Source organism: Streptomyces sp. NPDC007907, from assembly GCF_042959365.1.
GTDB lineage: Bacteria > Actinomycetota > Actinomycetes > Streptomycetales > Streptomycetaceae > Streptomyces > Streptomyces indiaensis.
This window is the reverse complement of the sequence record NZ_JBIBKR010000003.1, coordinates 290,815-316,592: the sequence shown is the minus strand read 5'-3', so window position 1 is coordinate 316,592 and position 25,778 is coordinate 290,815. Positions and strand designations below refer to the sequence as shown.

Sequence of the window (25,778 nt, the reverse complement as noted above, 5' to 3'; positions counted from 1 at the left end):
AAGGAGGAAAGGGGACGTCTGATCGTTCCACGGTGTACCGACCGGCCTTCCTCGGCTCGGACTGACTGGGCCGATTGTTCCATCGGGAGGGCCGGGGCCGGGCTCGCGAGGCCGGGGGCCGCCCTCAGCCCTGTCGCTCTCCCGAGCGCACCAATCCCGTCTCGTAGGCGATGACGACCAGTTGAGCCCGGTCACGGGCGCCGAGTTCGGCCATGGCCCCGTCGGCGTGGGTCTTGACGGTGACGGGGTGACGAAGAGGCGTTCGGCGATCTCGTCGTTGGCCAGGCGGGCGGCATGACGCTGCTGAACAGGTCGGGCGGACGCGCGGCGACGGTTCGCAGCACTGGAGGCAGGGCCGGGACACCCGGCGCGGCGGCTCGTGATGCCGCGCGACGAGGACGAACCGGGAAGCCCCGCTCCGGACGGGGTCACACCGGCCCCGGTGCCGTCATCCAGCGCCACTGCGTGAACTGCTCCAGACTGGCGGTGCCGCCGATGCGGGAGCCGTTGCCCGAGACCCCCATGCCGCCGAAGGGCGCGTTCGCGGCGTCCTTCGCGGACACGTCGTTGACGTGGACCATGCCCGTGCGCAACCGCTGTGCGAGAGCCGTCGCCCGGGGCACGGACCGGGAGTGGACGGCGGCGCTCAGTCCGTACGCCGTGTCGTTGGCGATCTCCACGGCCTCGTCCTCGCCGCGGAACGGAATGACGGGGGCGACCGGCCCGAAGATCTCCTCGCGGTAGGCCGGCATGGACCGTTCGACGCGGTCCAGCACGGTGGGCGGGTAGAACAGCCCGGCGCGGGTGCCTCCGGCCAGGACGCGGGCGCCGGCGGCGACGCTCGCGTCCACGATCCGTTCGATCCGGGCCGCCTGCCGCTCGCTGATGACCGGGCCGAGCGCCACGCCCTCGTCCCGTGGATCGCCGACCGGCAGCGCCTTCGCCTGCCGGACGAGCGCCTCGGTGTACTCCTCGACGAGGTCCGCGTGGACGACATGGCGTCCGGCGGCGACACAGGCCTGGCCCTGGTAGCCGAACGAACTGATGGCCCCGGCCGTGGCGGCCGCCTCCACGTCCGCGTCCTCCAGGACGACGATCGAGTTCTTGCCGCCCAGCTCCAGGGAGACCCGCTTCAGCCCTTCGCCGGCGATCCGGGCCACCTCCCGCCCCGCCTCGGTGGAGCCGGTGAACGAGACCATCGCGACCTGCGGGTCGGCGGCGACCGCACGTCCGGCCGCCGCGTCGCCCGCAAGGACGTGCAGTACACCCGCGGGCAGCCCGGCCTCCTCGAACAGCTGCGCCACCAGGACGCCGCCCGACACGGGGGTGAGGGGATCGGGCTTGAGCAGCGCGGTGTTGCCCAGGGCCAGCGCCGGCGCCAGGGCCCGCATCGCGAACAGCAGCGGCGCGTTCCACGGGGTGATGACCCCCACCACCCCGAGCGGGACCCGCCACGCCAGGCTCGTTCCGCCCGGATCCTGCGGCACGAGGACTTCGCCCGGGGGCTGTGAGGCGAGCCCGACCGCGTGCCGCAGCTGGGCGAGCCCGGCCGTGATCTCGTAGTCGCCCTTGGCCGGGACGCCCCCCGTCTCCCGGACGATCCACGCACGGACCGCTGCGCTGCGTTCATCCAGGGCGCGAGCGGCGCGCAGCAGCACATCGGCGCGGTCGGACGGCGGGGTCGCCGCCCATTCCGGTGCGGCCCGCGCGGCCAGGGCCCCCGCCCGTTCGACATCCGCCGCGCAGGCCAGCCCCACCTCCGCCAGCCGCTCACCGGTGGCCGGTTCGACGACCCGGCGGGTGCCGCCCCCGGCGGTCCGCCAGCCCCCGCTGTAGATCTTCCCGGTCCACTCGGCCGCGTCCGGCCAGATCCGCTCGCCGTCGAGAGGCATGATCACGACCTCCGCCCCTGGTCGGGGTGATGCGCGCACTGCTCACCAGCGTCTCCGGCCATTCAACCCGCCGCCGGAGTTATCTGTCATTCTTGGTGCATATCAGCACGAAGTAGTAAGGATGCCCAGCGGGTGAGGCGGGTTGAGGCTCCATGGCGAGATCTGCGTCCGTCCCGGACGAGGACAGCGGGGCACCGCCCCATGACCTCGTCGACGAGGCCGCCACCGCGAAGGCCGTCGTGGACGCGCGCGGCGTCGTCACGGAGTGGAGCGAGGGAGCACACAGACTGCTGGGCTACCCGCCCTCCGAGGTGGTCGGCCGGCCCGGGGCCGTGCTGCTCGCCGACGGGGTCCCGCCCGGTCTCCTGGATTCCCTGCTCACGCTCCCCAGGTGGAGCGGAGCGGCGACGCTCCGGCACCGCGAGGGGCACTCCCTCACCGTGAACCTCCTGGCCCACCTCCGGCAGAACGACGGCGCCGGCAGTGAGTGGCTGCTCCTCACGGCGGCCGGCCGCCTCGGGACGAGCCCCGAGGACGACGCCTTCCTCAGGAGGAGCTTCACCCAGTCCACCTGCACGACCGCCCTGTACGACACCGGCCTGCGACTGGTCCGGGCCAACGCCGACATGCAAAGGGTGATCGGCCTCCCCGAGGAGGCGATGCGCGGACTGCGCGTCTCGGAGATCGTCCACCACCCGCAGGCCGACCGCACCGAGCAGGCCATGCGGCGCGCGCTGGACACCGGCGAGCGGCAGGACCTCCAGGTCTCCCTGCAACTCGCGGGCCATGAGCGCCCGAGCGTGTGGACCGTCTCCCTCGCCCCGGTCCGGGCGGACGACGGCCGGACGCAGGGGGTGCTGCTCTCCGCGCACGACATGACCGAACAACACCTCGCGCGGCAACGGCTGGCGCTGGTCAACGAGGCGAGCCTGCGCATCGGCAGCACCCTCGACCTGGTCCGCACCGCCCAGGAACTCGCCGACGTGGCGGTGCCGGGGCTCGCCGACTTCGTCACCGTCGACCTCTTGCCGTCCATCGACGACGGCGACGACCCGCCCACGGGTTCTCCCAAGGGCCCCGTGCGGCTGCGCCGCGTGGCCCACCAGTCGGTTCTCCAAGGCTGTCCCGAGGCCGTGGTGCCGAACGGGACCGTGGCCGTCTACCCGGACGGGTCGACGGCGGCCGAGTGCCTGGCCCTCGGCCGGCCGCTCATCCAGCACGTCACGGGCGAGGCCATGGAGCAGGTGCTGCGCCAGACCCCGGAGCGGGGGGAACGGATGCGGCGCTTCGGCTTCCACTCGGTGCTGGCCGTACCCATGCGGGCGCGCGGCCTCACCCTGGGGGTGGCCACCTTCTCCCGTCACCGGAACCCGGAGCCCTTCGAGCAGGACGACCTGCTGCTCGGCCGGGAGATCACCGACCGGGCCGGCCTCTGCATCGACAACGCCCGCCGGTTCACACGGGAGCGCGCCACCTCGCTCACCCTGCAGAGCAGCCTCCTGCCCCAGCGGCTGCCCGAGCAGTCCGCCCTCGAGATCGCCTCCCGCTACCTGCCCGCCACCACCCGGGCCGGAGTGGGCGGCGACTGGTTCGACGTGATCCCGCTGTCCGGCGCCCGCGTCGCACTGGTCGTCGGCGACGTCGTCGGCCACGGCATCCAGGCCTCCGCCACCATGGGGCGGCTGCGCACCGCCGTGCGGACCCTGGCCGACGTCGACCTTCCGCCCGACGAACTGCTCACGCACCTGGACGACCTGGTCGGTCACCTGGCCGCGGGAGCCGACGACACCGGCGACATCGGGGCCACCTGTCTGTACGCCGTGTACGACCCGGTCTCGCGCCGCTGCTCCCTGGCACGCGCGGGCCACCCCGTCCCGGCGCTCCTCACCCCGGACGGGCAGGCGGAGTTCCTCGACGTCCCCGCGGGACTTCCCCTGGGGCTCGGCGGCCTGCCGTTCGAGTCCGTCGAACGGGAGCTGCCCGAGGGGAGCGTGCTGGCGCTGTACACCGACGGCCTCGTCGAGGCGGGATCCCGTGACATCGACGACGGCATGGACACCCTGCTCCGCACGCTGCGCAGCTCCGCCACCTCACTGGAGGGCACCTGCGACGCGGTGCTGCGCACCATGCTCACGGAGCGGCCGGCCGACGACGTGGCCCTGCTCGTGGCCCGCACCCGTGCCCTGGACACCTTCCACGTGGCGTCCTGGGACGTGCCCCCCGATACGGCGGAGGTCGCCGTGGCGCGTAAGAAAGCGTGCCGGCAACTGGCCGAATGGGGCCTCGACGCGTGCGCGTTCGTCACCGAGCTGGTGGTCAGCGAGCTGGTCACCAACGCCATCCGGCACGCCGAACCCCCCATCGAACTGAGGCTGATCTACGACCGTTCCCTCATCTGCGAGGTGTCGGACGGCAGTACCACCGCCCCGCACATGCGGCGGGCCCGCACCTACGACGAAGGAGGCCGCGGCCTGCTCCTCGTGGCCCAGACGTGCCGGAGCTGGGGCGCCCGGCACACCGGTGACGGCAAGGTCATCTGGGCGGAGCAGGCGCTGCCGTGACGCGGCGGCGGGTCCTCCACCTGGACGGGCGGGGCGTCTCTCAGACCGCACTGAGTTGATGGGGGGGTACGGGCTCAACCCCCTTACTGACGAAGGCCGGCGGTCGGGCCGGCGCGGTACGGGTGAGGCGGAGAGGGTGACCTGTGCCGACGACTGTTCGCATTGATCCGTTGCCGCCCAAAGACGACAGGTCCTGCCCACTTCGGATCGATCTCATCGCGCCCTTGCCCGCTCCGCTGCACATTCACTTGGAAAATGCCAAAGCGTTCATCTGCGCCGAGCACATTCCGTAGTGTCGTGCTCACGTTCGCGGGAACTGCCGTGCAGGGGGAGGGGAGTCGGCGTGCCCGGAATCGACGAGAGTCTGCTGGAAGCCATGCGCTTGCCAGGTGCTCGAGGGGCGTCGGTGGTCGATTGGATCAGTGGTCTTGCGCTGGGCGCGGTGGGTGACGCACCCGGTGGTGATGCCGAGGCGACGGCGGCGGAAACCGCCGAACTCGCCCGTCTCGCCACCGAGAGCGGTGCCCTCGCCCTGACGGGCCAGGCCCCGGGCGGACTGCCCGGCGACGAGGCCGCCGGGTCGTCCGGCGGTGACGCCGGTGGCGCGGACGGGCCGTCCGGCAAGGAGCCCCCCGTAGAGGACCTGATCATCACGAACGCCGACTCTTACCACCTGCTCAGGTTCGTGACGACGACCTTCGACAGCACCGTGTTCGTGCACCTATGGCTCGACCGCAGCGAGGGGAACCTGGCCCTGGCCCGCATCCGGCTGGCCGAGATGACGGACCGGCTGGTGCTCGGATGACCACACCGACCCGGGCCCCGCGCACGGACGAACCCGCCTCGGCCCAGCTGAGCACCCTCGCCGCGCAGGGGGCGACCGGTGCCCTCTCCACCGAGTCGGGGATCGTCTACCTCGCGGCAGGACGCGTCGTCCACGTGGAGTCCGCCGTCACCCCCGACCTGGGCGACCTGCTCACCCACAGCGGTGCGCTCGCCCCGGACGGCTGGTGGCAGGCGATCGACCAGGCCGGGCGCCGCTGCCGCGTCGGGCGGCAGCTGGTGGACGGCGGTCACCTCGCCGCCGGCGCCCTGGAGCTGTGCCACCTGGGCGCCCTCTTCGACGCGGCGTACTTCGTCCTCGCCCAGGACGGACCGGCGCTCCGGTTCCGGCCCGGAGCCTCGCACTGGCTCGGTGCGGTCCGTTCCGTCCCGGTGGACACCGTCCTGCGTGAGTCCAGACGCCGCCGCGAACTGCTGCACCGCATATGGCCCGAACCCGCCGTCGACCGCGCGCCCCTCGCCCGCGTGCCCGGCTCGGGCGCAGCCGATCTGCCGGCCCGCCGCGGCCGTACCCTCGCCCAGGTCGACGGCGTCCGCACCGCCGCCCAGATCGCCACGGCCCTGGCCTGCCGCACCTTCCACACCCTCGTCGAACTCCGCCGCCTGGCCGCCGCCGGACTGGTGGCTCCCGCAGCCCCCGTCGCCCCCGTCCCCACCTCTTCCCCGACCCCGGTCGAAGCCCCCGCCCCCGCTCTCGTGTCCGCCGAACCGGGCCCCCCTCCTCGTCCCACCGCACCGGACGAGCCCGAGACCGCACTGCTGCGACGGCTCCTGCACGCCTTGGAGGCACTGTGATCCGCGCGCGAAGACAGCGTGCCGAAAGGAGACAGCTCATGGCCGTCGAGACCGACGTCCAGGACGAACTGCGTCGGCTCCGCACCCGCATACCCCGACTGACAGGATCCCTCGCGGCCACCGTCGACGGACTCGTCCTCGCCCACGACGTGCCGGACACCGAGCCGGAGGGCCTCGCGGCGCTCACCGCCGCCGCCCTCGGAGTCGCCTATCGCATGACCGACGCGGCCGCCCGCGGTGACTTCCGCGAGCTGCTGGTGCGGGGCTCCAGAGGCTACGTCGCCACCTACGCCGCCGGAACGACCGCCGTCCTCACGCTCCTCGCCGAGGATCGGGTCAACGTCGGCCGGCTCCACCTCGAAGGCCGGCGCAGCGGCGCCCGGATCGCCGACCTGCTGGCCACGCGCGTCGGCCCCGGCACCGGCCGCCACGCCGAACGGCAGCCGCCCGAGGAGCACCTCGCCACGGCGACCCCGGCCACGGACCGCCCCATCGGCACCCTCCCGGTCCGCACGCCACAGCGGCCCACGCACCAGCCGCGCCCCCAGACGGGCCTCTGAGCCCGCCCACGAACCATCCGACCCACCGAAGTAGCAGACCCGAACGAAAGGAACCGAGCGCATGGCCAACACGGAGACCGCGCTGAAGGAATGCCTGAGCTCCATCGACGGAGCGACCGCCGTCGCCCTCGTCGACTACACCAGTGGCATGGCCCTCGGCACCCTCGGCGGAACCAAGGACTTCAACCTGGAAGTCGCCGCCGCGGGCAACACCGACGTCGTCCGCTCCAAATTGCGCACCATGGAGCTCCTGGGAATCAAGGAGGAGATCGAGGACATCCTCATCACCCTGAACACCCAGTACCACCTCATCCGCCTCCTGAAGGGCCGCGGAGGCAGTGGACTCTTCCTCTACCTGGTGCTCGACGGGAGCCGGGCCAACCTCGCGATGGCCCGGCACCAGCTTCGCCGCATCGAAGCCGATCTGGAGGTCTGAACCGGCACCACCGACGGGAGCCCTCCGCCACCCACCACGGGTAGCGGAGGGCCCCTCCACGTCGCGGGGCGACCGCGCCGGGGCGTCCGGCCGCGTCTACGGTGGGTGCCATGACGGCACCCCTGGACGTGCTCGTGGTCGGCGCGGGCCCCACCGGACTCGCACTCGCGCTCCAACTGCGCTCCTACGGGACCCAGTTCCGGATCGTGGACCGCTCGCTGGACCGCGCCCGGGAGTCACGCGCCCCGGCGATCCAGCCCCGCACCCTGGAGATGCTGTCCGCGTTCGGCGTGACGGACGAACTCGTCGACCGGGGCAACGCGGCGGTGGGGCTGCACCTGCACCTGCCCCGGCGGGTGCTGCACGTGCCGGTGTTCGACGTGGGCTGCGACGACACGCCGTACCCTTTCCTGCTCTTCCTCCCGCAGTCGGAGACGGAAGCGACCCTGACGGCTCATCTGGCCGCGCGGGACGTGACGGTGGAGCGGGGCACGGAACTGCTGCACGCCGAACGGGAGGGCGAGTACGTCACCTGCCGCCTCCGACACCGGGACGGCGCCGAGGAGACGATGCGGGCGCGCTACGTCGTCGGCTGCGACGGCGCGCACAGCACCGTGCGCTCCATGGCGGGCATCGGTTTCGAGGGACGCGCCTATCCGCAGACGTTCCTGTTGGCCGACCTGGAGGCCGATGGGATCGAACCGGGCGCCGCGCACACGTACATGACCGCGGCCGGGCTGCTCTTCTTCTTCCCGCTCGGCACGCCGGCCACCTGGCGGATGATCGCGATGCGCCCGCCGGGCGCACCCGGTGAGGAGGTGACACTGGACCTTCTCCAGCGGATCGCCGACGACTGGAGCCCCGACCAGGTGACCCTGCGCGACCCGGTCTGGATGACGAGCTTCCGCATCCACAACCGCGGCGCCACCCACTACCGCAGGGGACCGTTCTTCCTCGCCGGCGACGCGGCGCACATCCACAGCCCGGCCGGGGGGCAGGGCATGAACACCGGCATCCAGGACGCCCTCAACCTGGGCTGGAAACTCGCCCACGTCTGCCGCGGCGCGGCACCGGCGGAACTGCTGGAGACGTACGAGGCGGAGCGCGCCCCGGTCGGACACGGCGTACGCCGCCTCACCGACCGTGCTTTCACCGCCGGTACGAGCAGCCACCCGGCCCTGCGGCTGGCCCGCACTCATCTCGCCCCGCTCGGCGCTCCGTTGCTCCTGCGCGCGACCGGCGCCCGGGCACGCCTGTTCCGCACGGTCTCCGAACTCGGCATCCACTACCGCCGCGGCCCCCTGTCCGTCACCGGGCCGCACCGCCCGCACCGGGGCCCACGCGCAGGCGACCGACTTCCCGACACCCCGGCCGGACTCCAGCGCGGCGTCGCCGGGCCCGGCTACCACCTGCTGCTCACCGGCCCCGGTCGGCATCAACCGGAGGACATGCCCCCGGGCGTGCGACGCGACCTGCTGAGCGTGCGGCACATCGGCCCGCGAAGTCCCTGGCCGGGCATCACCCACGCCCTCGTACGGCCGGACGGGTACGTGGGTTATCTGGGCCGGGGCGCCGACCTCGCGGGCCTGCGCGCCTACCTCGACCGCTGGCTGCCGGTCCCCTGACACAGAGGGCCGGCGCCGGGCGGGCGAAGGGATCAACCGTGGTACGAGATGTACCCGTTGCGGTCCGGGTCGGAGCCGCTCTGCGTGTACGAGTGCACGTCGGCGCGGCTGCCCGACGGCTTGTACACGTAGATGGTGTCCTTGTCGTTGTTCCACATGAAGTTGCAGTTGTCGCGGTAGACGACGTTGTTCGCGTCGGAGTCGGACCCGTTGCCGCCGCGCAGCTTCACGTAGTCACCCGGCTGGAGGCTGTGGCTCGCGGTGAAGGTGAACTTGTTGCCCGTGGCGTCCTTCACGACGTACCCCTTGAGGTTCACCGTCGTGGAGCGCGAGTAGTTCTTGATGGTCAGGTACTCGTCCTTGGTGTTCCCCCCGGAGCAGCGGTTGGAGTCGCTGCCGGGAGCGTCGTACTGGATCCCGCGGATCTTCAGCGCGGAGTCGTACTCGGCGGCCTGGGCCGGGACCGCGGACAGGGCGGTCAGGGCCCCGGCGGCGAGGGCCGTGGTGGTGACAAGGCGTATGCGCATGGACGTTCGTCCCCCCTGCATGGCCTTCAGGTGAAGGCGATGTGTTCGTTCGGTGAAGCATCCGGATCGTACACGCTTCAAGTGCGCGAAAGGGCGGGTCCGGTGACATTGCACCGAACCCGCCCCGCGGCAGGTAGGACGTCAGGTGTGAAGCGTCAGGCGCCGCTGGCCCGCAGCATGTCCTCGCGCTCGACGATCTTCACGCGCTCGCGGCCCTCGGGCTCACCCAGAGCCTTCTCCGCGGCGTCCAGTTTGTACCAGCCTTCCCACGTGGTGAAGCGGATGTCGCGCTCGGCGAGGAACGCGTCCACCGCCTCCGGGGCGGGAGCCGCGGGCGTGTGCAGCCGGTCGTTGCGGTAGTCGTCCAGCAGGTTGGCCACCGTCTCGTTGGCGTCGCCCTTGGTGTGCCCGATGAGGCCGATGGGGCCGCGCCGGATCCAGCCGGTGACGTACGTGGACTGCAGGTGCTCGCCCGACTCCTGCACGACCCGGCCGCCCTCGTCCGGAACGGTGCCGGAGTCAAGGTCCCAGGGCAGCTTGGGGAGTTTGTCGGACAGGTAGCCCACCGCCCGGTACACGGCGCCGACGTCCCAGGTGTGGAAGGTGCCGGTGCCCTTGACGTTGCCGGTGCCGTCGAGCTCCGTGCGCTCGGTGCGCAGACCCACGACCTTGCCGTCCTCGCCGAGGACCTCGACCGGCGACTCGAAGAAGTGCAGGAAGAGCTTGTGGGGCCGGTCGCCGACGTCGCGGATCGCCCAGTTCTCCAGGGTCTTGGCGACCATGTCGGCCTGCTTGTTGCCGCGCCGCGTGGCGATCGAGCCCTCGTCGTAGTCGATGTCCTCGGGGTCGACGATGACCTCGATGGTGGGGGAGTGGTCCAGCTCCCGCAGCTCCATCGGGCTGAACTTCGCCTGCGCCGGGCCGCGGCGGCCGAACACGTGGATCTCCTTGGCCCGGTTGGCCTTCAGACCCTCGTAGACGTTCGCCGGTATCTCCGTCGGCAGCAGCTCGTCCGCCGTCTTGGCCAGGACGCGCGCGATGTCGAGCGCGACGTTGCCGACGCCGAGCACGGCGACCTTCTCCGCCTCCAGCGGCCAGGTGCGCGGCACGTCAGGGTGGCCGTCGTACCAGGAGACGAAGTCCGCGGCGCCGTAGGAGCCGTCGAGGTCGATGCCCGGCAGGGAGAGCGCCCGGTCGGCCGTCGCGCCGGTGGCGAAGATCACGCCGTCGTAGAACGCGCGCAGGTCGTCCAGGCCGATGTCGGTGCCGTAGTCCACGTTGCCGAAGAGACGGATCTGCGGCTTGTCGAGCACCTGGTGCAGGGCGGTGATGATGCCCTTGATCCGCGGGTGGTCGGGGGCGACGCCGTAGCGGATCAGTCCGAACGGCGCCGGCATCCGCTCGAAGATGTCGATGGACACACCGGGTTCGGCGGCCACCTCGGACTTGAGCAGGGCGTCGGCGGCGTAGATCCCGGCGGGGCCGGATCCGACGATGGCGACCCGCAGGGGGCGGGGCATGGTCAGGTTCCCTTCGAGCGGCGACAAGCGATCTCTGGGGAAGCCTAAACTAAGGCATGCCTAACCCGGTACGAGGGTCCGGTCTATGAGCTCATAAGGCTACTTTATGGGAAGCCCCCGGTGAGGCTTATGGCAGGGGCTGCTCCGCCCAGATCACCTTCCCGTCGGGCAGGTAGCGCGTCCCCCAGCGTTCCGCGAGCTGCGCGACGAGGAAGAGACCGCGTCCGCCCTCGTCCGTCATCGTCGCGTACCGCAGGTGCGGTGAGGTGCTGCTGTGGTCGAACACCTCGCAGATCAGGTTGCGGTCACGCAGCACCCGGACGCGTATGGGACCGCCGCCGTACCGGAGCGCGTTGGTGACCAGCTCGCTCAGGATCAGCTCCGTGCTGAACGTCAGCTCCTCCAGGCCCCACTCGGCCAGCTGCCGGCTGACCGTCGCCCGCACCTCGCCGACCGCGGCGGGATCGGCCGGCACCGGCCACTCGGCGACCGAGTCGGCGGCCAGCGCCCGGGTCCGCGCGACGATCAGCGCGATGTCGTCGCTGGAACGGGCCGTCAGCTGCGAGTCGAGCACGACCCGGCACGTGTCCTCCGGCGACTGCCCGGCCCGGCCGAGCGCCTCGCGCAGCATCTCCAGGCCGACGTCGATGTCCCGCTCCCGGTCCTCGACCAGTCCGTCGGTGTAGAGGACGAGCCGGCTGCCCTCCGCCAGTTCCAGCTCCGCCGTCTCGAACGGCAGGCCGCCCAGGCCCAGCGGGGGACCGGCGGGCACCTCGGGGAACTCCACGCTGCCGTCGGGGGGGACCAGGGCGGGCGGGGGGTGTCCGGCCCGCGCGACGGTGCAGCGCCGGGAGACCGGGTCGTACACGGCGTACAGACAGGTAGCACCGGTGACCGGGGCGCTGCCGTCCTCCTCCGTCTCGTCCTGGTCGATACGGCCCACCAACTCGTCCAGCAGGGCGATGAGTTCCTCGGGCGGCAGGTCGAGGGCGGAGAAGTTGTGCACCGCCGTACGCAGCCGGCCCATCGTGGCCGCGGCGTGCAGCCCGTGTCCGACGACGTCTCCGACCACGAGCGCCACCCTGGCGCCCGACAGCGGCAGTACGTCGAACCAGTCGCCGCCCACCCCGGCCTGCGCGGGCAGATAGCGGTAGGCGATCTCCAGGGCCCCCTGCTCGGGCAGGTTCCGGGGCAGCAGGCTGCGCTGGAGCGTCACCGCCATGCTGTGCTCGCGGGTGTAGCGGCGCGCGTTGTCGATGGAGACGGCGGCCCGCGCCACCAGCTCCTCCGCCAGGGCCAGTTCGTCCGCGTCGAAGGGCTCCTGCTTCTCGCAGCGCCAGAAGCTGACCACGCCGAGCACCAGGGCGCCCGCCCGCAGCGGCACGGTGATCAGCGAGTGGATGCCGTACGCGACGATCCGCGCCGAGCGCTCCAGGTCCTGCGCCTGCCAGCCGGCGGCCTCGCCCAGCCGGGGCTCCAGGACCGGGACGCCCGTGGCGAGACTGCGGCCCTGCGGGGAGGATTCGACGAACCTGATCCGCTCGCCGGTCGGGTACAGCGGCGCGTCCTTGCGGATCCCGCTCACCGCCGTCCGGCTGAGCGTCGCCGCCGCGTTCGGCTGTCCGCCGCCCAGTACGGCGTCGAACAGGTCCACGGTGACGAAGTCGGCGAACCGGGGCACGGCCAGCTCGGTGAGCTCCTCGGCCGTGCGGGTCACGTCCAGGCTGGTCCCGATGCCCACCCCGGCGTCGTACAGCATGTTGAGCCGCTCCCGCGCGGTCTCGGCCCGCCCGGACAGGGCCCGCAGCTCGGTGGAGTCGCGCAGGGTGGCGACGCTGCCGGGCGGGACACCCGCACGGTCCGTGGTCCGCTGGTTGAGGGCCAGGAGCCGGTCCCCGACCAGGTGCACCTCGTCGGTGGCGACCCGCCCCGAGGCGAGCAGGTCGGCGATGCCCGGGTCGAGACCCAGACTCAGGACGTGCCGGCCTTCCGCGTCGGCGGGCAGTCCCAGCAGGCGGTGCGCCTCGTCGTTGGCGAGCAGCAGGGTGCCCCCGTCGTCGACGATGAGCACGCCCTCGCGCACGGCGTGCAGCACGGCGTCGTGGTGTTCGTACATCCGGGTCATCTCGTGCGGGCCGAGACCGTGGGTCTGGCGCAGCAGCCGCCGGCTCACCAGCGCGGCACCCGCCGTCGCCAGCGCGAGCGCCGCGGCGGCGGCCGCGAGCACGAGCGGCAGCTGGCGGTCGGCCGTCCCGCCGACGTTCTCGGTGGTGATCCCCGCCGACACCAGGCCCACGACCTCGCCGTTCGAGTCCTTCACCGGAACGACGGCCTGGACGAGCCGGCCGAGGGTGCCGTCGATCTCCTCGGTGAAGGACTTGCCGGCGAGCGCCGGGGCGGTCGTACCGACGAACTTCTTCCCGATGCGGTCGGGCTTGGGGTGGGTGTAGCGGATCCCGTCGGTGTTCATGACGACGACGAAGTCGACCTTGGACCGCTCACGGGCCGCTTCGGCGCGCGGCTGGAGCACGACGGTGGGGTCAGGGCTCCGCAGCGCTTCGACGGTGCCCGGGGCGTTGGCGAAGGTCTCCGCGACTGCGAGTGAACGGTTGCGGGCCTCTTGCGTGGTGTCGTGCCGCACCTGCAGCACCAACGCCACGACGGCCGCCACGACGAGCAGCAGCACGATCACCACGACGAGCAGGAACACCTGGCCGGCGACGCTGCGTCCGCCCAGCACCGACCGCAGCCCCGCCGCCGGTTGCCACCGCGACGGGCCCGCCTCCCGCCGCTGCCGTGCCGACGGAGCAGCGCCGGGCCGCAGGGGCGATCGAGTCGCGGATCGACCCAGGAGTCGGACCATGTGCCATGTCTACACTGCCGTGCCCCGCGAGGCGAGGGGCATCACCCATGGTGACAGGGGGTCCTCACCGTTTCGTCACGTCTGGGGGCCTGCGCGGGCTCCCCGCCCGCCGCACACCGTACGACGCAGTCAGGCGCCCAGCGACCGGGCCAGCTCGTTCGTCGCCCGGGCGATCTCGCGGTCCTCGTCCACCATCAGCCGGCCGAGCTCGCCGCGCCGGGCCCGCACGGCCTGGCGGGCCGCACGCTCCCACACCACCGGGTTCTCCCGGTGGTTCAGCAGCTTCGGGTAGACGGCGGCGGTGCTCTCCCACTGCCGTGCGTCGGCGATGCTCTTGAGCAGCCGGATGATCTGGGCGCGGCAGGTCACCTGTGGCAGCTTGGCCAGCTCCCACAGGAACGGCACCGTGGCCGCGGTCGCCTGCTCCACGACGAAGCCGAACTGGCAGATCCGTTTCCGCAAGTCCTCGAGAGCGGAGCGGGCCGTGTCGGCATCACCGCCGGCGATGCCCTTGAGGAGGACGGGGATGGCCGCCGCCGAGCCGGTGGAGTCCTGGATGTCGCCCCACGGCACGCGGTCCAGTGCCGTGAGCGGCGTGTTCCGGGCCACCTGGGTGGGGGCGTCGGGGCGCTGGGGGCGCTCGCTGCTCGGGTGTTCCGTCGAAGCGCTGCGCATGGCGAGGGGCCTTTCCGCGGCAGTGGTGTCAGATGGGTGGGCAGGGGGTGGCCGACCGGGTGGCCAGGCGGGCCCAGACCGTCTTGCCCGCCGGGGGACTGGGAGTCCAGCCCCACTCCTCGGACAGGGCGTCGACGATGCACAGCCCCCGGCCGTGCTCTTCCAGGGCGGCGCCGGTCGGCGCGAACACGGGCGGGTGGTCATCGGGGTCGGAGACGGTGACCAGCAAGTGGCCGGGGTCCAGGCGGAATCCGAGCCGGATCTCCGGCGCAGCCGGGCTCCTCGGCAGCGCGTGCGTCGCGGCGTTGGCGGTGAGCTCGGTGATGACGAGGGTCGCGTCGTCGCAGCGGTGGTCCAGCGACCAGCCGTGCAGCGTGTCGCGGGTGAACGACCGGGCCCGGGCGAACCCTTCCCGGCTGCACTCGACCCGCAGGGTGGCCGAGGCGGACAGGGACCCCGAGAACTGCGGGAGTGTCGTCGGCACCAAGGGCGGGGTCCCGAACGGCGAGGCCTTGGGCCGGCCGGACGGCGCGGCCCGCTCCGTCCAGGGGGCGCCCGCGTGTGCCGCGGCCCCACTCGACGGCCGGAGCACGTGCTGCGCAGGTGATGACACGGCATCTCCCCGATGCGACGTCAGAACGGGGCGCCAGCACGGGGGTTGACGCCGCAGCTATTATCCACGCTGAAGGCGCTCGCGTGCAATTGCACGAGAAATTGCGTGAAAATCCAGCCGTTGAGGGTACGCAAGCGGGGGCGAGTGCGGCCGAAGGGACGCGGCCGCACTCGGCCGAACGGCCGGGCACACCGTGCGCGGCGGGGAACGAGAACAGCAAGGAGACTGCGGTGCCACCAGTGCGGAACGGAGTGCAGGCCAGCTCGTTGGAAGCCTGCTGGATCAAGAGCCGGCACAGCAACGCCGAGGGCAACTGCGTCGAAGTCGCCCCCCTCGTGGACGGCGGGATCGCTGTGCGCAACTCCCGTGACCCCGACGGACCCGCCCTCGTGTACACGTCGGCGGAGGTGGCGGCCTTCCTGGCCGGCGCGAAGGACGGCGAGTTCGACCATCTGCTCTGAGAGGGCAGTGGCATGTCGCGTGCGCTCGGCACCCCTGGGGAGAAGCGGAGCCCAACTCCCTACTTCTGCGGGGGTGCTGCGGGCCGATGCGTGAAGACCCGGTGAAGTGCGATAGTGTTAGTCGCCCTTGTGCCGGTCTGCTGGGAGTCAGGATGTCCGCCGCGTCGCATCGCATCTCCCGTCTGGAACCCTACCTGGACCGGTCCGAGCCGGCGCCGACTCTGCTGAAGATGCTGGTCGGTGTACAGCTCGCCGGCTTCCGCGAGGACGCCGGGCTCGCCCAGGACCAGGCGGCGCGCGCTGTCGGGTTCAGTGCCGCGAAGTTGTCCCGCATCGAGTCCGGCAAGGGCCGCCGCCCGCCGACGGAGAACGACGTCCGAGCGCTGCTGGAGCTGTACGGCACCGACGACTACGAGGTCTCGGTGCTGCTCAAGCTGCTGCAGCGCGCGGGGGAGCCGGGCTGGTGGCAGCGGTACGACAAGCGGCTGATGCCCGAGTGGTTCGACCGGCTGGTCGGACTGCAGGAGGCCGCCGCCACCATCCGTACCTTCGAGATCCAGTACGTGCCCGGCCTGTTGCAGACCGCGGCCTACACCAGGGCCGTGGTGGAGCGTGGTCTGCCGAACGCACCGGCCGCCGAGGTGCAGCGCCGTGTCGAACTGCGCATGCACCGGGCCCGGTTGCTGTCGCGGACGGACGCCCCGCAGCTGTGGGCGGTCATCGACGAATCCGTGCTGCTACGCGTCCTGGGCAGTACCGAGGTGATGCGGGAGCAGCTCGCGCACCTCGCCGACATGGCCGAACGACCCAATGTGACGCTGCAGATCGTGCCGCTGAGCGTCACCAACGCCTCGGCGCCGGCCATCCCGATCACGTATCTGCGCTTCGGCGGACTCGACCTGCCCGACGTGGTCTACCTGGAGCACATCAAGAGCGCGAACTTCCTCGAGGACCGCGACGAGACCGAGGAGTACCGGATCGCGCTGGACCGTCTCGCGGACGAGGCGCTCAAGCCCCGTGACTCGCTGGAACTGCTGCGCCAGACCATGGAGCAGCGCTACCCGTGACAGGAGAATGCCCCGTGCGGGACGGTTCGTCCCGCACGAGGCATCGCGTCACTATTGCAGGGGGATCCGCCCGACTCCGCCGAACTCGATCCACTCGTGCGTGAGCTGACGGGGCGCCACCTCCGTGTCCGGACGCCAGGTGGACACCTCCACCAGGCCCGGCTCGAGGATCTCCAGGCCCTCGAAGTACGTCTCCACGTCCTTCGGCTCCCGCACGCGGCCCCAGTGGCCCTGGGTCGCCTGGTCCATGAAGTCCGTGACGAAGGCGCGGACCTCGGGGTCCTCGCTGACCAGCTGGCACATCACCATGAAGCTGCCGGGCGCGAGCCGTTCCCGCACCCGGCGGGCCACCGCGAGCGGTCCGTCGGTGTCGCTGTCCGGGATGCAGTGGAACACCGAGTTGAAGAGCACACACACCGGCTCGTCGAAGTCGATGAGCCGCTTGGTGTCCGCGTGGCCGAAGATCAGGTCGGTCTCGCGCATGTCCGCGTGGATGACGGCCGTGCGCTCGTCCTGCTCCAGCAGCGCCCGGCCGTGGACCAGCACCATCGGGTCGTTGTCGACGTAGACGACATGGGCCGTGGGGTCGATGCGCTGCGCGACCTGGTGGACGTTGTCCTGCGTCGGCAGACCGGATCCGTGGTCCAGGTACTGCCGGATGCCGTACTCCTCGGAGAGGGTCTTCACGACCCGCTGCAGGAAGCGCCGGTTGTTCAGGGCCAGGCGGCGCGTGCTGGGCACGACCTTGTCGAGCTCCTCGCACGCCGCGCGGTCGGCCGCGTAGTTGTCCTTGCCGCCCAGGTAGTGGTCGTACATGCGCGCTGCCGTCGGCACGGACGCGTCGATCTCGGTGGACAGCTGCTTCTCGGAGTGCATCGTTCCCCCTGCAAGGTGCCGCGCCAACGGACTGGCTGGACGGGAAATACATCCTAGGGAGCGGGAGTTGGGCGGTGCCAGCCCGTCGGCGAAGGTCCCCACGATCGAACGACAAGATGATCGCCGGACGCGCCGCGTATGCACCTTGAGTAACCGTCCGCGCGCTTTGTGTCATGCGTGGCCGGGTGGGTACCCGCGGTCCACGATGTCGTCTTCTGCGGGAGGTGGGCCGTGGACACGGCAGACCGGATCGCGGACGTCTGGGGCTCGCGCACGCCGTACGAGCCCGGCACGCCCTGGCCGTCCCGGACCGACACGCACCTCACGGCGGGGCTCGGCGAGCAGGACGTGGAGCGGTGGGTGCAGGCCGCCTCCCTGCTGCACTCCAACGGCGACGCGATGGACATCGCGGTGCGCGAGGGCCGCATGGTGGGTGTGCGGGGCCGGGCCGCCGACCGGGTGAACCGCGGGCGCCTGGGCCCCAAGGACCTGTACGGCTGGCAGGCCAACGCCTCCCCGGACCGGCTCACCCGGCCCCTGGTCCGCGAGGACGGCCGGCTGATGGAGTGCGACTGGGACACGGCCATGGACCGGATCACCACCCGGACCCGGCACCTGCTGGACGACAAGGGCGCGGGCTCGATCGGCTTCTACACCACAGGTCAGCTGTTCCTCGAGGAGTACTACACCCTGGCCGTCCTCGCCCGTGCCGGCATCGGCACCAACCACCTGGACGGCAACACCCGGCTGTGCACGGCGACGGCCGCCGAGGCCCTGAAGGAGACGTTCGGCTGTGACGGACAGCCCGGCTCCTACGAGGACATCGACCACGCCGACACCGTCGCCCTGTTCGGGCACAACATGGCCGAGACCCAGACGGTCCTGTGGATGCGCCTGCTGGACCGCCTGGAGGGCGCCGCCCCGCCCAGGCTGGTGTGCGTGGACCCGCGCCACACCCCGGTCGCCCGGCGGGCCGACGTGCACCTGGCGCCGCGGGCGGGCACGAACGTCGCGCTGCTCAACGCACTGCTGCACGAGATCATCCGCACCGGCCGCACCGACCGGGCCTACATCGACGCGCACACCGTCGGCTTCGACGAACTCGCCGCCATGGTGGAGAAGTGCACACCCGGTTGGGCGGCCGGGATCTGCGACGTCCCGGCGGCGCAGATCGAGCGGGCGGCGGAGATCCTCGGCGGCGCCGAGCTACTGCTGTCCACCGTCCTCCAGGGCGTCTACCAGTCCCACCAGGCCACCGCGGCCGCCGTCCAGGTCAACAACCTGCACCTGATCCGCGGCATGCTGGGCCGCCCCGGCTGCGGACTGCTCCAGATGAACGGCCAGCCCAGTGCCGAGAACACCCGCGAGTGCGGCGCGGACGGCGACCTGCCGGGCTTCCGCAACTGGCAGAACGAGGAGCACGTGGCCGAACTGGCCGCCGTGTGGAACGTGAAGCCGGAGACCATCCCGCACTACGCCCCACCCACCCACGCGATGCAGATCTTCCGGTACGCCGAGCAGGGCTCGATCGGCCTGCTGTGGATCACCGGCACCAACCCGGTCGTGTCCCTGCCCGAGCTGTCCCGCATCCGCTCGATCGTCGCTCAGGAGCGCCTGTTCGTGATCGTCCAGGACCTGTTCCTCACCGAGACCGCCCAGCTCGCCGACGTGGTGCTGCCCGCCGCGACCTGGGGCGAGAAGACGGGCACGCTCACCAACGCCGACCGCACCGTGCACCTCGCGGAGAAGGCCGTCGAACCGCCCGGCGAAGCCCGCCCGGACCTGGACATCCTCCTCGACTTCGCTGCCCGGATGGACTTCCGCGACAAGGACGACGGGCCGCTGATCACCTGGCACGACCCCGAGTCGGCGTTCGCCGCGTGGCAGCGGTGCAGCGCGGGCCGCCCCTGCGACTACACCGGCCTGAGCTACGACCGACTGCGCGGCGGCAGCGGCATCCAGTGGCCCTGCACCGACGAGGCCCCCGACGGCACCGCACGCCTCTACACCGACGGGATCGATTTCGCCCACCCGGACGTCTGCGAGAGCTACGGCCGGGACCTGGTCACCGGCGCGAGCGTGGAGCCCGTCGAGTACCGGTCCCTCAACCCGGACGGCAAGGCGGTCCTCAAAGCCGCCGAGTACCTGCCGCCCCACGAGGACACCTCCCCCGGCCTTCCCCTCCAGCTCATCACCGGCCGCACGGTGTACCACTTCCACACCCGGACGAAGACCGCCCGCGCCCCCGAGCTGAACACCGCCGCGCCGGACGTCTGGGCGGAGATGTCGCCCGCCGAGGCCTCCGCCCAGGGCCTCGCAGACGGCGATCTGGTGCAGATCACGACCCCGCGCGGGGCGGTCCGGGCCCGGCTGCGCACCACCGCGATCCGCGACGGCATGGTGTTCCTGCCCTTCCACTACGGCTACTGGGACACCCCGGCGGGCCACCGCCCGCCCGACGACGGCCCGGGGCGCGCCGCCAACGAGACCACCGTCACCGACTGGGACCCGGTCTCCAAGCAGCCCCTGTTCAAGACCGGCGCGGCGCGCGTCACCCTCGTGAGCCGTCGCCCGACCGATACCGCGGCGCGGACCGACACGGCGGGGAGCGGATCATGAGCGGCATCGGCATCACCCTGCGACTCCTGCACGACGGCGAACGCGACTTGGAACAAAACCTGCTGGCCGCCGCCGCACGACACCGCACCGACCACGAGTTCCACCACGTCGCCCTCGACATCGCCCGCTGGTCCCGGGAACACGCCACCCGCCTCGCCGACGCGGGCCGCGACCACGGCCTCGACCTGTCCGGCCCGCGCGACCACCCGTCGCCCGGGGCGCTCGCCGCGCTCCGGGAGAAGGCCTCCGAAGCGCTCGGCCGGCGCCCCGACACCGGACTGCTCCTGCTGCACGACCTGCGGGACCTGCACCTGGCGGCCGCACGCAACTCGCTCCACTGGGAGATGCTCGCCCAGGCGGCGCAGGCCACCCGGGACGAGCGGCTCCTGACGCTGGCCGGCGACTGCCACCCGCAGACGCTCCGGCAGCTCCGCTGGACCAACACCATGGTCAAGATCCTGGCGCCGCAGTTGCTGACCAGCGTCTGAGCGTGTCGGTCACCTCCGCTGCGCGGCGATCATGGCCCCGCACCAGTGGTAGCTGTCCTTCGGCGTCCGCTGCTGCGTGGCGTAGTCGACGCGGACGATCCCGAAGCGCTTGTCGTATCCGAAGGCCCACTCGACGTTGTCGAGCCCGAACCCGCAGCCGGGCGGAAAACTCGGAAAGTCGGTCATGCGCTCCACCACGCCCGGGGCCCGGGGTCGCCGCTGCGAAACCGCTAATCTGGACATACGAGGATGGATCACGAGTCGGAGGGTGTGCCCGCAACCGCTGTTCTCACGGCCCCGGCTGCTTTCCCAGGAGAAACCCATGGGCGACTATTACGACCTCGGCACCTACCGCCGTCCCGTCACCACGTCCTCCGCCGCCGCCCAACTCTGGTTCGACCGTGGCCTGATGTGGACGTACGCCTTCCACCACGAGGAAGCCGTCGCCTGCTTCGAAAGGGCGGTCGAGGCCGACCCGGACTGCGCGATGGCCTATTGGGGTATCGCCTACGCGCTCGGCCCGAACTACAACAAGCCCTGGGAATTCTTCGACGGCGCGGAACTCGTGGAAACGGTCCAGCGCACGCACACCGCCGTGGAAAGGGCCCATGAGAAGGCCGCCCGCGCCACCCCGGTCGAGCGGGCCCTCATCGGCGCGCTGCGAGCCCGCTACCCGCAGGCACAGGCCGTCGAGGACTGCTCGGTGTGGAACGAGCCCTACGCGGACGCGATGCGCGCCGTCTACGAACTGGCGCCCGGCGACCCGGACATCGCCACCCTGCACGCCGACGCCGCGATGAACCTCACCCCCTGGCAGCTGTGGGACCTCAAGACCGGCCGGCCGGCCGAGGGCGCCCGGACCACCGAGGCCCGGGCCGTACTGGAAGGCGCACTCGCCACCGACACCGGCTTCCGGCATCCCGGCGTCCTGCACCTGTACATCCACCTGATGGAGATGTCCCCGACGCCGGAGCAGGCCCTCACCGTCGCCGACCGCCTGCGCGGTCTCGTACCCGACGCCGGGCACCTGCTGCACATGCCCTCACATCTGGACGTCCTGTGCGGCGACTACCGCCAGGTCGTCTCCGCCAACAGCGACGCGATCGCCGCCGACGAGAAGTACCACCGGCAGGCCGGCGCGATGAACTTCTACACCCTCTACCGGGCGCACAACCACCACTTCAAGATCTACGGCGCGATGTTCCTCGGCCAGGCACAGGTCGCCCTCGATGCCGCCGCCCAGCTGGAAGCCGCCATCCCCGAAGACCTGCTCCGTGTCCAGAGCCCCCCGATGGCCGACTGGCTGGAGGCCTTCCTGGCCATGCGGGTCCACGTCCTCATCCGCTTCGGCCGCTGGACCGAGATCCTGGAACTGCCCGCCCCGGCCGACCCGGAGCTGTACGCGACGACCGTCGCCATGCGGCACTACGCCCGGGGCGTCGCCCTCTCCGCCACCGGTGAGGTCGACCGGGCCGAGACCGAACGCGACCTCTTCCGCGAGGCGGTGAGCCGGGTGCCCGAGACCAGGATGCTGTTCAACAACACCTGCCACGACATCCTCGCCATCGCCTCCGCCATGCTGGACGGCGAACTCGCCTACCGCAGGGGCGAGTACGACGTCGCCTTCGCGGCCCTGGAGCGCTCCATCCTGCTGGACGACAACCTGCCCTACGACGAGCCCTGGGGCTGGATGCAGCCCACCCGCCACGCCTACGGCGCGCTGCTGCTGGAGCAGGGACGCGTCGCGGAGGCCGAGGCCGTCTACCGTGCCGACCTCGGCCTCGACGACACCCTGCCCCGGCCCCTCCAGCACCCGAACAACGTCTGGTCGCTGCACGGCTTCCACGAGTGCCTGCTGCGGACCGGCAAGACCGGCGAGGCGGCCGTCGTGGCCCACCAGCTCAAGCTCGCGACCGCGCTCGCGGACGTGCCCGTCGAGGCGTCCTGCTTCTGCCGGCTGGACACCACGGCCGTTTCCGCGGCGGCGAGCGACGGGTGCTGTCACTGACCCGGCGGTGAGGGACATCAGCAGCTCCGGCGTCAGCCTGTGGCGCTCGGCGTGCGCCGGCGGAGCCTCCGCGTCCTCGGCGGGGCTGACGCGGTGGCCCGAGGCTCTCATGGACCGATGCCCGCCCGGCACGTTTGAGCTGCCGCTTCGCGGTCACTCGCTGTGGTGACCCCGTAGTCGGATACGACATGGAGTGAACGAACCGTGGCTGGTGACCAGAAGGGCAAGGCCAAGGCCGAGCAGGCCAAGGGCAAGGCCAAGGAGACGATCGGCCGTGCGGTGGGCAACGAGCGCCTGATCGCCGAGGGCAAGGCGGAGCAGTCGAAGGGCGATGCCCGCCAGGCCAAGGAGAAGACCAAGGACGTCTTCAAGCACTGAGGGCTCCGAGAGCCCGTGGCGGTGCCGCGTCCCCATGGCGGACGCGGCACACGACCACGGCGGTGAGCCGGTCCCAGGAGATCGGACCTGCGTGCCGCGAGTCCCAGCTCGTCTCACGGTGATCACCCAGAACGTACACATGCCGAGCGGGCACCACCCCCGCTCCGCCGTCCGCCACCGGCACGGGCTCTCCCGGAAGTGCGGCCACCCGTTTGATCATGCACGTCGGTATCGCCCGACCTACGGCGTCCGGCGGTCTCAGCCGGATCGCGACCACCGTCCCGCGACGCACCATCGTCCGCGCCATCCTCGCTCCGGGCATCCCGCCGACCGTGCCGGCAGGCAGCCTGACGGCCAGCAGCCGGTCCCCGTCCCGGTAGGTCGGCCGCATGCTCCCCCCGCTGACCTCCAGCAGCACGCACGACGTGCGCAGGGCCGCCGCCGTCAGCCCCGCGGCGACCACGACGGCGCCCACCGGCATCACGGGCACACCCCCTCCGCTTCCGGCTCGTCCCGGTAGCCGCTCGACTGAAGCGTGAACAGCCGGTGGTACGTGCCGGCCCGGGCGAGGAGCCCGCGGTGGTCGCCGAGTTCGGCCACCTGCCCGCCCTCCAGGACCGCGATGACGTCGGCGTCCTTGACCGCACCGAGCCGATGGGAGATCAGCACGCTCGTGCGGCCGGCACGGCGCTCCCGCAAACGGGCGTGGATCTCGTACTCGGCCGCGGGGTCCAGCCCCGAACTGGGCTCGTCCAGGATCAGCAGGTCCGCGTCGGCACGCAGGAACGACCGGGCGAGGCCCATCCGTTGCCACTGACCCCCGGACAACTGGACGCCGCTGTCGCTCCCGTCGCCCTCCGCCGAGCGGAAGGTCCGGCTCAGCAGGGTCGCGTAGCCGCCCGGCAACCGGGCGATGTCGTCGTGCATCCCGGCGAGCCGCGCCGCCTCCGCACAGCGCCGGGGCGCGCCGAGGGACGACAACTCGCCGATCGCGATGTTCTCCCGCGCGGTGAGGTCGTAGCGCATCGGGTCCTGGAACGTGGCGGCGACGCGTGCCCGCAGTTCGGCCGGGGGGATGTCGCGCAGGTCGGTGCCGTCCCACAGGATGCGTCCGCGGGTGGGGTCGTAGAACCGGCACAGCAGCTTGACCAGGGTGGACTTCCCCGAGCCGTTGACGCCGGCGAGCGCCAGTGCCGTACCCCGCTCGATCCGCAGGTCCACGCCCCGCAGCACCCAGGGCAGTTCGTCCTCGTAGCGGAACCACACGTCCTGGACCTCGATCGCCTCGCGCAGCGGCCGTGCCCGGCCGGGGCGGCGCGGCGGGGGGAGGTCCGGGCCGAGGCGGACGACGCCGACGTAGTGGTCGAACATCACCAACGAGTGGTGTGCCTGGCCGAGTTCGCCGGCCAGGCCGCCGATACCGCTCTGCACGGCCGGGATCGCGGCCAGCAGCAGGGAGACGTCCCCGACGGTCATCGCCCCGCGCGCGGCGGCCCCGACCGCCCACAGCAGACCGGCCCCGGCGAGGGCCGCCGCGGCGGTCTGGAGCGCCGACTGGATGCGCAGTTCGCTGCGGTCCAGCCGCTCCCGCAGGGCGTCGGCGGCCCGGCGTTCCCTCAGCATCCGGCCCCGCAGGAAGCCGCCGGCGCCGTAGAGCCTGATCTCCTTGGCGGCTTCGACACTGGTGAGCAGCGTCGCGTAGAAGATCTCCCGGCGTTCGGTGGGGCTGATGTCCCAGTACGTGCGGGCCCGCCTGCGGCTGAGACTGATCTCCGCCCACAGCACCGGAACGCCCGACAGGCACACCACGACGGCCAGCACCGGGTCGAGGACCGCCAGGGAACCCACGAACCCCGTCAGCAGCACCGCGCTGCGGGTCAGACCGGCCGCCCCCTCCACCACCTGCGACGGAGCGAGTCCGCCCGACTGCTGGGCCAGCCGCAGCCGGTCCAGGAACTCGGGGTGCTCGAAACGGCGCAGTCCGGTGAAGGTGTCGACCGCCGTGTGCAGGTCCTCATGCGCCCGCAGGCTGGTCGCGCGCATCATCCGGGCGCGCAGATAGCCGGTGAGCTGCGGCGCGACCGCCGCCACCGTACTGACGACGGCCAGCGCGGCCGCCGGAGCGGCGATGCCGGCGGTGGAGGTCCCCGCCGTGAGGGCGTCGAGGATGTCCCTGACCAGCCAGGTGGCCGCGACGGGCGTGGCGGCCGACAGGAGCGTCACGCCGAGATGCCACACCAGCACCCCCGGGGACGAGCGGAACGCCAGCGCGAGAGCCGCCCGCAGGGCACGTGCGAGGGCCCGGGCGTCCGGAGCGGCGGGAGCACGGCCGGAGTGTGCGGAGCTCGCGGGCGTGGCGCTCACGGCGCCCCGACCGGCGAGGCGCCGAGCGCGGCTTTCCCCACGGCCAGCACGGTGGGGGCCGTGCCGCCCTCCGTCGAGACGGCGAACCTGGAGGGGAACGCCGTGACACCGAAGGCCGAGGTGCAGGGGCCGTCGGGCGTCTCGGCCAGCACCCGCGCCACCGGTGCGAGGTGCCGTGTCATGGACACGGACTCCGCCGTCTCGTCCGGAGTGCCGCCGGGGGACACGACCACGGCGATCACCTGACGCCGCCCGACCAGCGCCCGGGCCTCCTCGACGAAGGCGGGCAGCTCGGTCCGGCAGGGCGCACAGCCGGTGGTGAAGAACGCCACGAGGGCCCCGTCCGTGAGGTCGCCCTCGGTGATGGGGGTGCCGTCCGTGCAGCGGGTGGTGAAGGAGCCCACGGCAGCCCCCACGGGGATACCGCCCGAGTCGACGGCCGGGGCGTCGTACCGCCGTCGGTCGCGGAGTCGGCGGAGGACGGCGAGGGTCAGCATCAGATCCAGCGTGCACAGGGCGGCGACGGCCACGAGGGCGACGGCCAGGTAGACCATGGGGCCTCTCCCGGATAGACGGATCGGACGGATCGAACGGGTCGGACGGATCG

The 25,778-nt window shown here is 72.0% G+C and carries 22 protein-coding genes and 2 pseudogenes; 12 read left to right on the top strand and 12 right to left on the bottom strand.

Annotation, left to right across the window (positions count from 1 at the left end):
• Window positions 1-124: 124 nt before the first annotated feature.
• Window positions 125-285: pseudogene (locus tag ACFZDI_RS12750) on the bottom strand (response regulator transcription factor); the annotation flags it as partial.
• Between the two features lie 143 nt (window positions 286-428).
• Window positions 429-1,892 (bottom strand): aldehyde dehydrogenase family protein, encoded by a 1,464-nt coding sequence (locus ACFZDI_RS12745; RefSeq protein WP_391250019.1) that lies wholly within the window; start codon window positions 1,890-1,892, stop codon window positions 429-431.
• 152 nt (window positions 1,893-2,044) lie between these two features.
• On the opposite strand from ACFZDI_RS12745, the gene ACFZDI_RS12740 reads away from it, so the two are divergent.
• The 6 genes from ACFZDI_RS12740 to ACFZDI_RS12715 all read left to right on the top strand — a co-directional run bounded on the left by ACFZDI_RS12740 (window position 2,045) and on the right by ACFZDI_RS12715 (window position 8,712).
• Complete coding sequence (locus ACFZDI_RS12740) at window positions 2,045-4,453, top strand: SpoIIE family protein phosphatase (RefSeq protein WP_391250017.1); 2,409 nt, start codon at window positions 2,045-2,047, stop codon at window positions 4,451-4,453.
• A 343-nt stretch (window positions 4,454-4,796) separates the two neighbouring features.
• Window positions 4,797-5,258: a hypothetical protein gene (locus ACFZDI_RS12735; protein ID WP_391250015.1), complete on the top strand. Its 462-nt coding sequence runs from the start codon at window positions 4,797-4,799 to the stop codon at window positions 5,256-5,258.
• The gene (locus tag ACFZDI_RS12730) at window positions 5,255-6,091 is read left to right on the top strand and encodes a hypothetical protein (protein ID WP_391250013.1); all 837 of its coding nucleotides are present in this window, start codon (window positions 5,255-5,257) and stop codon (window positions 6,089-6,091) included. The genes ACFZDI_RS12735 and ACFZDI_RS12730 overlap by 4 nt, the downstream gene beginning before the upstream one ends.
• A gap of 38 nt (window positions 6,092-6,129) precedes the next feature.
• Window positions 6,130-6,651, top strand: a complete 522-nt coding sequence (locus ACFZDI_RS12725; protein ID WP_234849321.1) for a roadblock/LC7 domain-containing protein — start codon at window positions 6,130-6,132, stop codon at window positions 6,649-6,651.
• A gap of 61 nt (window positions 6,652-6,712) precedes the next feature.
• Window positions 6,713-7,087, top strand: coding sequence for a hypothetical protein (locus ACFZDI_RS12720; protein WP_234849319.1), 375 nt, complete (start codon window positions 6,713-6,715; stop codon window positions 7,085-7,087).
• Between the two features lie 110 nt (window positions 7,088-7,197).
• A complete protein-coding gene (locus tag ACFZDI_RS12715; protein ID WP_391250010.1) occupies window positions 7,198-8,712 on the top strand; it encodes an FAD-dependent monooxygenase in 1,515 nt (504 codons plus the stop codon).
• Window positions 8,713-8,744: 32 nt separating this feature from the next.
• Here the strand turns inward: ACFZDI_RS12715 and ACFZDI_RS12710 are convergent, their stop codons facing one another.
• From ACFZDI_RS12710 to ACFZDI_RS12690, 5 genes are all read right to left on the bottom strand, one after another.
• Window positions 8,745-9,239 (bottom strand): lamin tail domain-containing protein, encoded by a 495-nt coding sequence (locus tag ACFZDI_RS12710; RefSeq protein ID WP_234849316.1) that lies wholly within the window; start codon window positions 9,237-9,239, stop codon window positions 8,745-8,747.
• 155 nt (window positions 9,240-9,394) lie between these two features.
• Complete coding sequence (locus ACFZDI_RS12705) at window positions 9,395-10,759, bottom strand: FAD-dependent oxidoreductase (protein ID WP_234849315.1); 1,365 nt, start codon at window positions 10,757-10,759, stop codon at window positions 9,395-9,397.
• A gap of 127 nt (window positions 10,760-10,886) precedes the next feature.
• A complete protein-coding gene (locus ACFZDI_RS12700) occupies window positions 10,887-13,622 on the bottom strand; it encodes a SpoIIE family protein phosphatase (protein ID WP_391250007.1) in 2,736 nt (911 codons plus the stop codon).
• A 129-nt stretch (window positions 13,623-13,751) separates the two neighbouring features.
• On the bottom strand, window positions 13,752-14,297 hold the full coding sequence (locus ACFZDI_RS12695) for a hypothetical protein (protein ID WP_391250005.1): 546 nt from the start codon (window positions 14,295-14,297) through the stop codon (window positions 13,752-13,754).
• Between the two features lie 28 nt (window positions 14,298-14,325).
• The gene (locus ACFZDI_RS12690) at window positions 14,326-14,910 is read right to left on the bottom strand and encodes an ATP-binding protein (RefSeq protein ID WP_391250003.1); all 585 of its coding nucleotides are present in this window, start codon (window positions 14,908-14,910) and stop codon (window positions 14,326-14,328) included.
• 230 nt (window positions 14,911-15,140) lie between these two features.
• Between ACFZDI_RS12690 and ACFZDI_RS12685 the strand changes: the two genes are divergently transcribed.
• Window positions 15,141-15,371, top strand: a complete 231-nt coding sequence (locus tag ACFZDI_RS12685) for a DUF397 domain-containing protein (RefSeq protein WP_234849312.1) — start codon at window positions 15,141-15,143, stop codon at window positions 15,369-15,371.
• A 152-nt stretch (window positions 15,372-15,523) separates the two neighbouring features.
• Window positions 15,524-16,438: a helix-turn-helix transcriptional regulator gene (locus tag ACFZDI_RS12680; RefSeq protein ID WP_234849311.1), complete on the top strand. Its 915-nt coding sequence runs from the start codon at window positions 15,524-15,526 to the stop codon at window positions 16,436-16,438.
• A 51-nt stretch (window positions 16,439-16,489) separates the two neighbouring features.
• Here ACFZDI_RS12680 and ACFZDI_RS12675 read toward each other — a convergent pair whose 3' ends face one another.
• Entirely contained in the window at window positions 16,490-17,314 is an 825-nt protein-coding gene (locus ACFZDI_RS12675; RefSeq protein WP_234849310.1) for an SAM-dependent methyltransferase, read from the bottom strand.
• Between the two features lie 231 nt (window positions 17,315-17,545).
• Between ACFZDI_RS12675 and ACFZDI_RS12670 the strand changes: the two genes are divergently transcribed.
• Both ACFZDI_RS12670 and ACFZDI_RS12665 read left to right on the top strand, forming a co-directional pair.
• The gene (locus ACFZDI_RS12670) at window positions 17,546-19,933 is read left to right on the top strand and encodes a molybdopterin-dependent oxidoreductase (RefSeq protein WP_391250000.1); all 2,388 of its coding nucleotides are present in this window, start codon (window positions 17,546-17,548) and stop codon (window positions 19,931-19,933) included.
• A complete protein-coding gene (locus ACFZDI_RS12665) occupies window positions 19,930-20,421 on the top strand; it encodes a hypothetical protein (protein ID WP_391249998.1) in 492 nt (163 codons plus the stop codon). The genes ACFZDI_RS12670 and ACFZDI_RS12665 overlap by 4 nt, the downstream gene beginning before the upstream one ends.
• 9 nt (window positions 20,422-20,430) lie before the next feature.
• Here the strand turns inward: ACFZDI_RS12665 and ACFZDI_RS12660 are convergent.
• Window positions 20,431-20,565, bottom strand: a pseudogene (locus tag ACFZDI_RS12660) (family 1 glycosylhydrolase); the annotation flags it as partial.
• Window positions 20,566-20,743: 178 nt separating this feature from the next.
• Here ACFZDI_RS12660 and ACFZDI_RS12655 point away from each other — a divergent pair.
• Both ACFZDI_RS12655 and ACFZDI_RS12650 read left to right on the top strand, forming a co-directional pair.
• Complete coding sequence (locus ACFZDI_RS12655) at window positions 20,744-22,429, top strand: hypothetical protein (RefSeq protein ID WP_391249996.1); 1,686 nt, start codon at window positions 20,744-20,746, stop codon at window positions 22,427-22,429.
• Window positions 22,430-22,633: 204 nt separating this feature from the next.
• The gene (locus ACFZDI_RS12650) at window positions 22,634-22,807 is read left to right on the top strand and encodes a CsbD family protein (RefSeq protein WP_234849307.1); all 174 of its coding nucleotides are present in this window, start codon (window positions 22,634-22,636) and stop codon (window positions 22,805-22,807) included.
• On the opposite strand, the gene ACFZDI_RS12645 is transcribed toward ACFZDI_RS12650, so the two are convergent.
• Genes ACFZDI_RS12645 through ACFZDI_RS12635 form a run of 3 tightly spaced genes read right to left on the bottom strand, consistent with a single transcriptional unit; the run spans window position 22,797 to window position 25,725 of the window.
• Window positions 22,797-23,288 (bottom strand): S26 family signal peptidase, encoded by a 492-nt coding sequence (locus ACFZDI_RS12645; RefSeq protein WP_391251088.1) that lies wholly within the window; start codon window positions 23,286-23,288, stop codon window positions 22,797-22,799. The genes ACFZDI_RS12650 and ACFZDI_RS12645 overlap by 11 nt on opposite strands.
• On the bottom strand, window positions 23,288-25,171 hold the full coding sequence (locus tag ACFZDI_RS12640) for an ATP-binding cassette domain-containing protein (protein WP_391249993.1): 1,884 nt from the start codon (window positions 25,169-25,171) through the stop codon (window positions 23,288-23,290). Before ACFZDI_RS12640 ends, ACFZDI_RS12645 begins: the two co-directional genes overlap by 1 nt.
• Window positions 25,168-25,725, bottom strand: coding sequence for a redoxin domain-containing protein (locus ACFZDI_RS12635; protein WP_234849304.1), 558 nt, complete (start codon window positions 25,723-25,725; stop codon window positions 25,168-25,170). The genes ACFZDI_RS12640 and ACFZDI_RS12635 overlap by 4 nt, the downstream gene beginning before the upstream one ends.
• Between the last annotated feature and the right edge of the window lie 53 nt (window positions 25,726-25,778).

Coding starts and splice junctions, on each gene's coding strand:
- ACFZDI_RS12745 (WP_391250019.1), bottom strand. CDS start 1,892: ATGCCTCTCGACGGCGAGCGGATCTGGCCGGACGCGGCCGAGTGGACC.
- ACFZDI_RS12740 (WP_391250017.1), top strand. CDS start 2,045: ATGGCGAGATCTGCGTCCGTCCCGGACGAGGACAGCGGGGCACCGCCC.
- ACFZDI_RS12730 (WP_391250013.1), top strand. CDS start 5,255: ATGACCACACCGACCCGGGCCCCGCGCACGGACGAACCCGCCTCGGCC.
- ACFZDI_RS12725 (WP_234849321.1), top strand. CDS start 6,130: ATGGCCGTCGAGACCGACGTCCAGGACGAACTGCGTCGGCTCCGCACC.
- ACFZDI_RS12720 (WP_234849319.1), top strand. CDS start 6,713: ATGGCCAACACGGAGACCGCGCTGAAGGAATGCCTGAGCTCCATCGAC.
- ACFZDI_RS12715 (WP_391250010.1), top strand. CDS start 7,198: ATGACGGCACCCCTGGACGTGCTCGTGGTCGGCGCGGGCCCCACCGGA.
- ACFZDI_RS12710 (WP_234849316.1), bottom strand. CDS start 9,239: ATGCGCATACGCCTTGTCACCACCACGGCCCTCGCCGCCGGGGCCCTG.
- ACFZDI_RS12705 (WP_234849315.1), bottom strand. CDS start 10,759: ATGCCCCGCCCCCTGCGGGTCGCCATCGTCGGATCCGGCCCCGCCGGG.
- ACFZDI_RS12700 (WP_391250007.1), bottom strand. CDS start 13,622: ATGGTCCGACTCCTGGGTCGATCCGCGACTCGATCGCCCCTGCGGCCC.
- ACFZDI_RS12695 (WP_391250005.1), bottom strand. CDS start 14,297: ATGCGCAGCGCTTCGACGGAACACCCGAGCAGCGAGCGCCCCCAGCGC.
- ACFZDI_RS12680 (WP_234849311.1), top strand. CDS start 15,524: ATGTCCGCCGCGTCGCATCGCATCTCCCGTCTGGAACCCTACCTGGAC.
- ACFZDI_RS12675 (WP_234849310.1), bottom strand. CDS start 17,314: ATGCACTCCGAGAAGCAGCTGTCCACCGAGATCGACGCGTCCGTGCCG.
- ACFZDI_RS12665 (WP_391249998.1), top strand. CDS start 19,930: ATGAGCGGCATCGGCATCACCCTGCGACTCCTGCACGACGGCGAACGC.
- ACFZDI_RS12655 (WP_391249996.1), top strand. CDS start 20,744: ATGGGCGACTATTACGACCTCGGCACCTACCGCCGTCCCGTCACCACG.
- ACFZDI_RS12645 (WP_391251088.1), bottom strand. CDS start 23,288: ATGCCGGTGGGCGCCGTCGTGGTCGCCGCGGGGCTGACGGCGGCGGCC.
- ACFZDI_RS12635 (WP_234849304.1), bottom strand. CDS start 25,725: ATGGTCTACCTGGCCGTCGCCCTCGTGGCCGTCGCCGCCCTGTGCACG.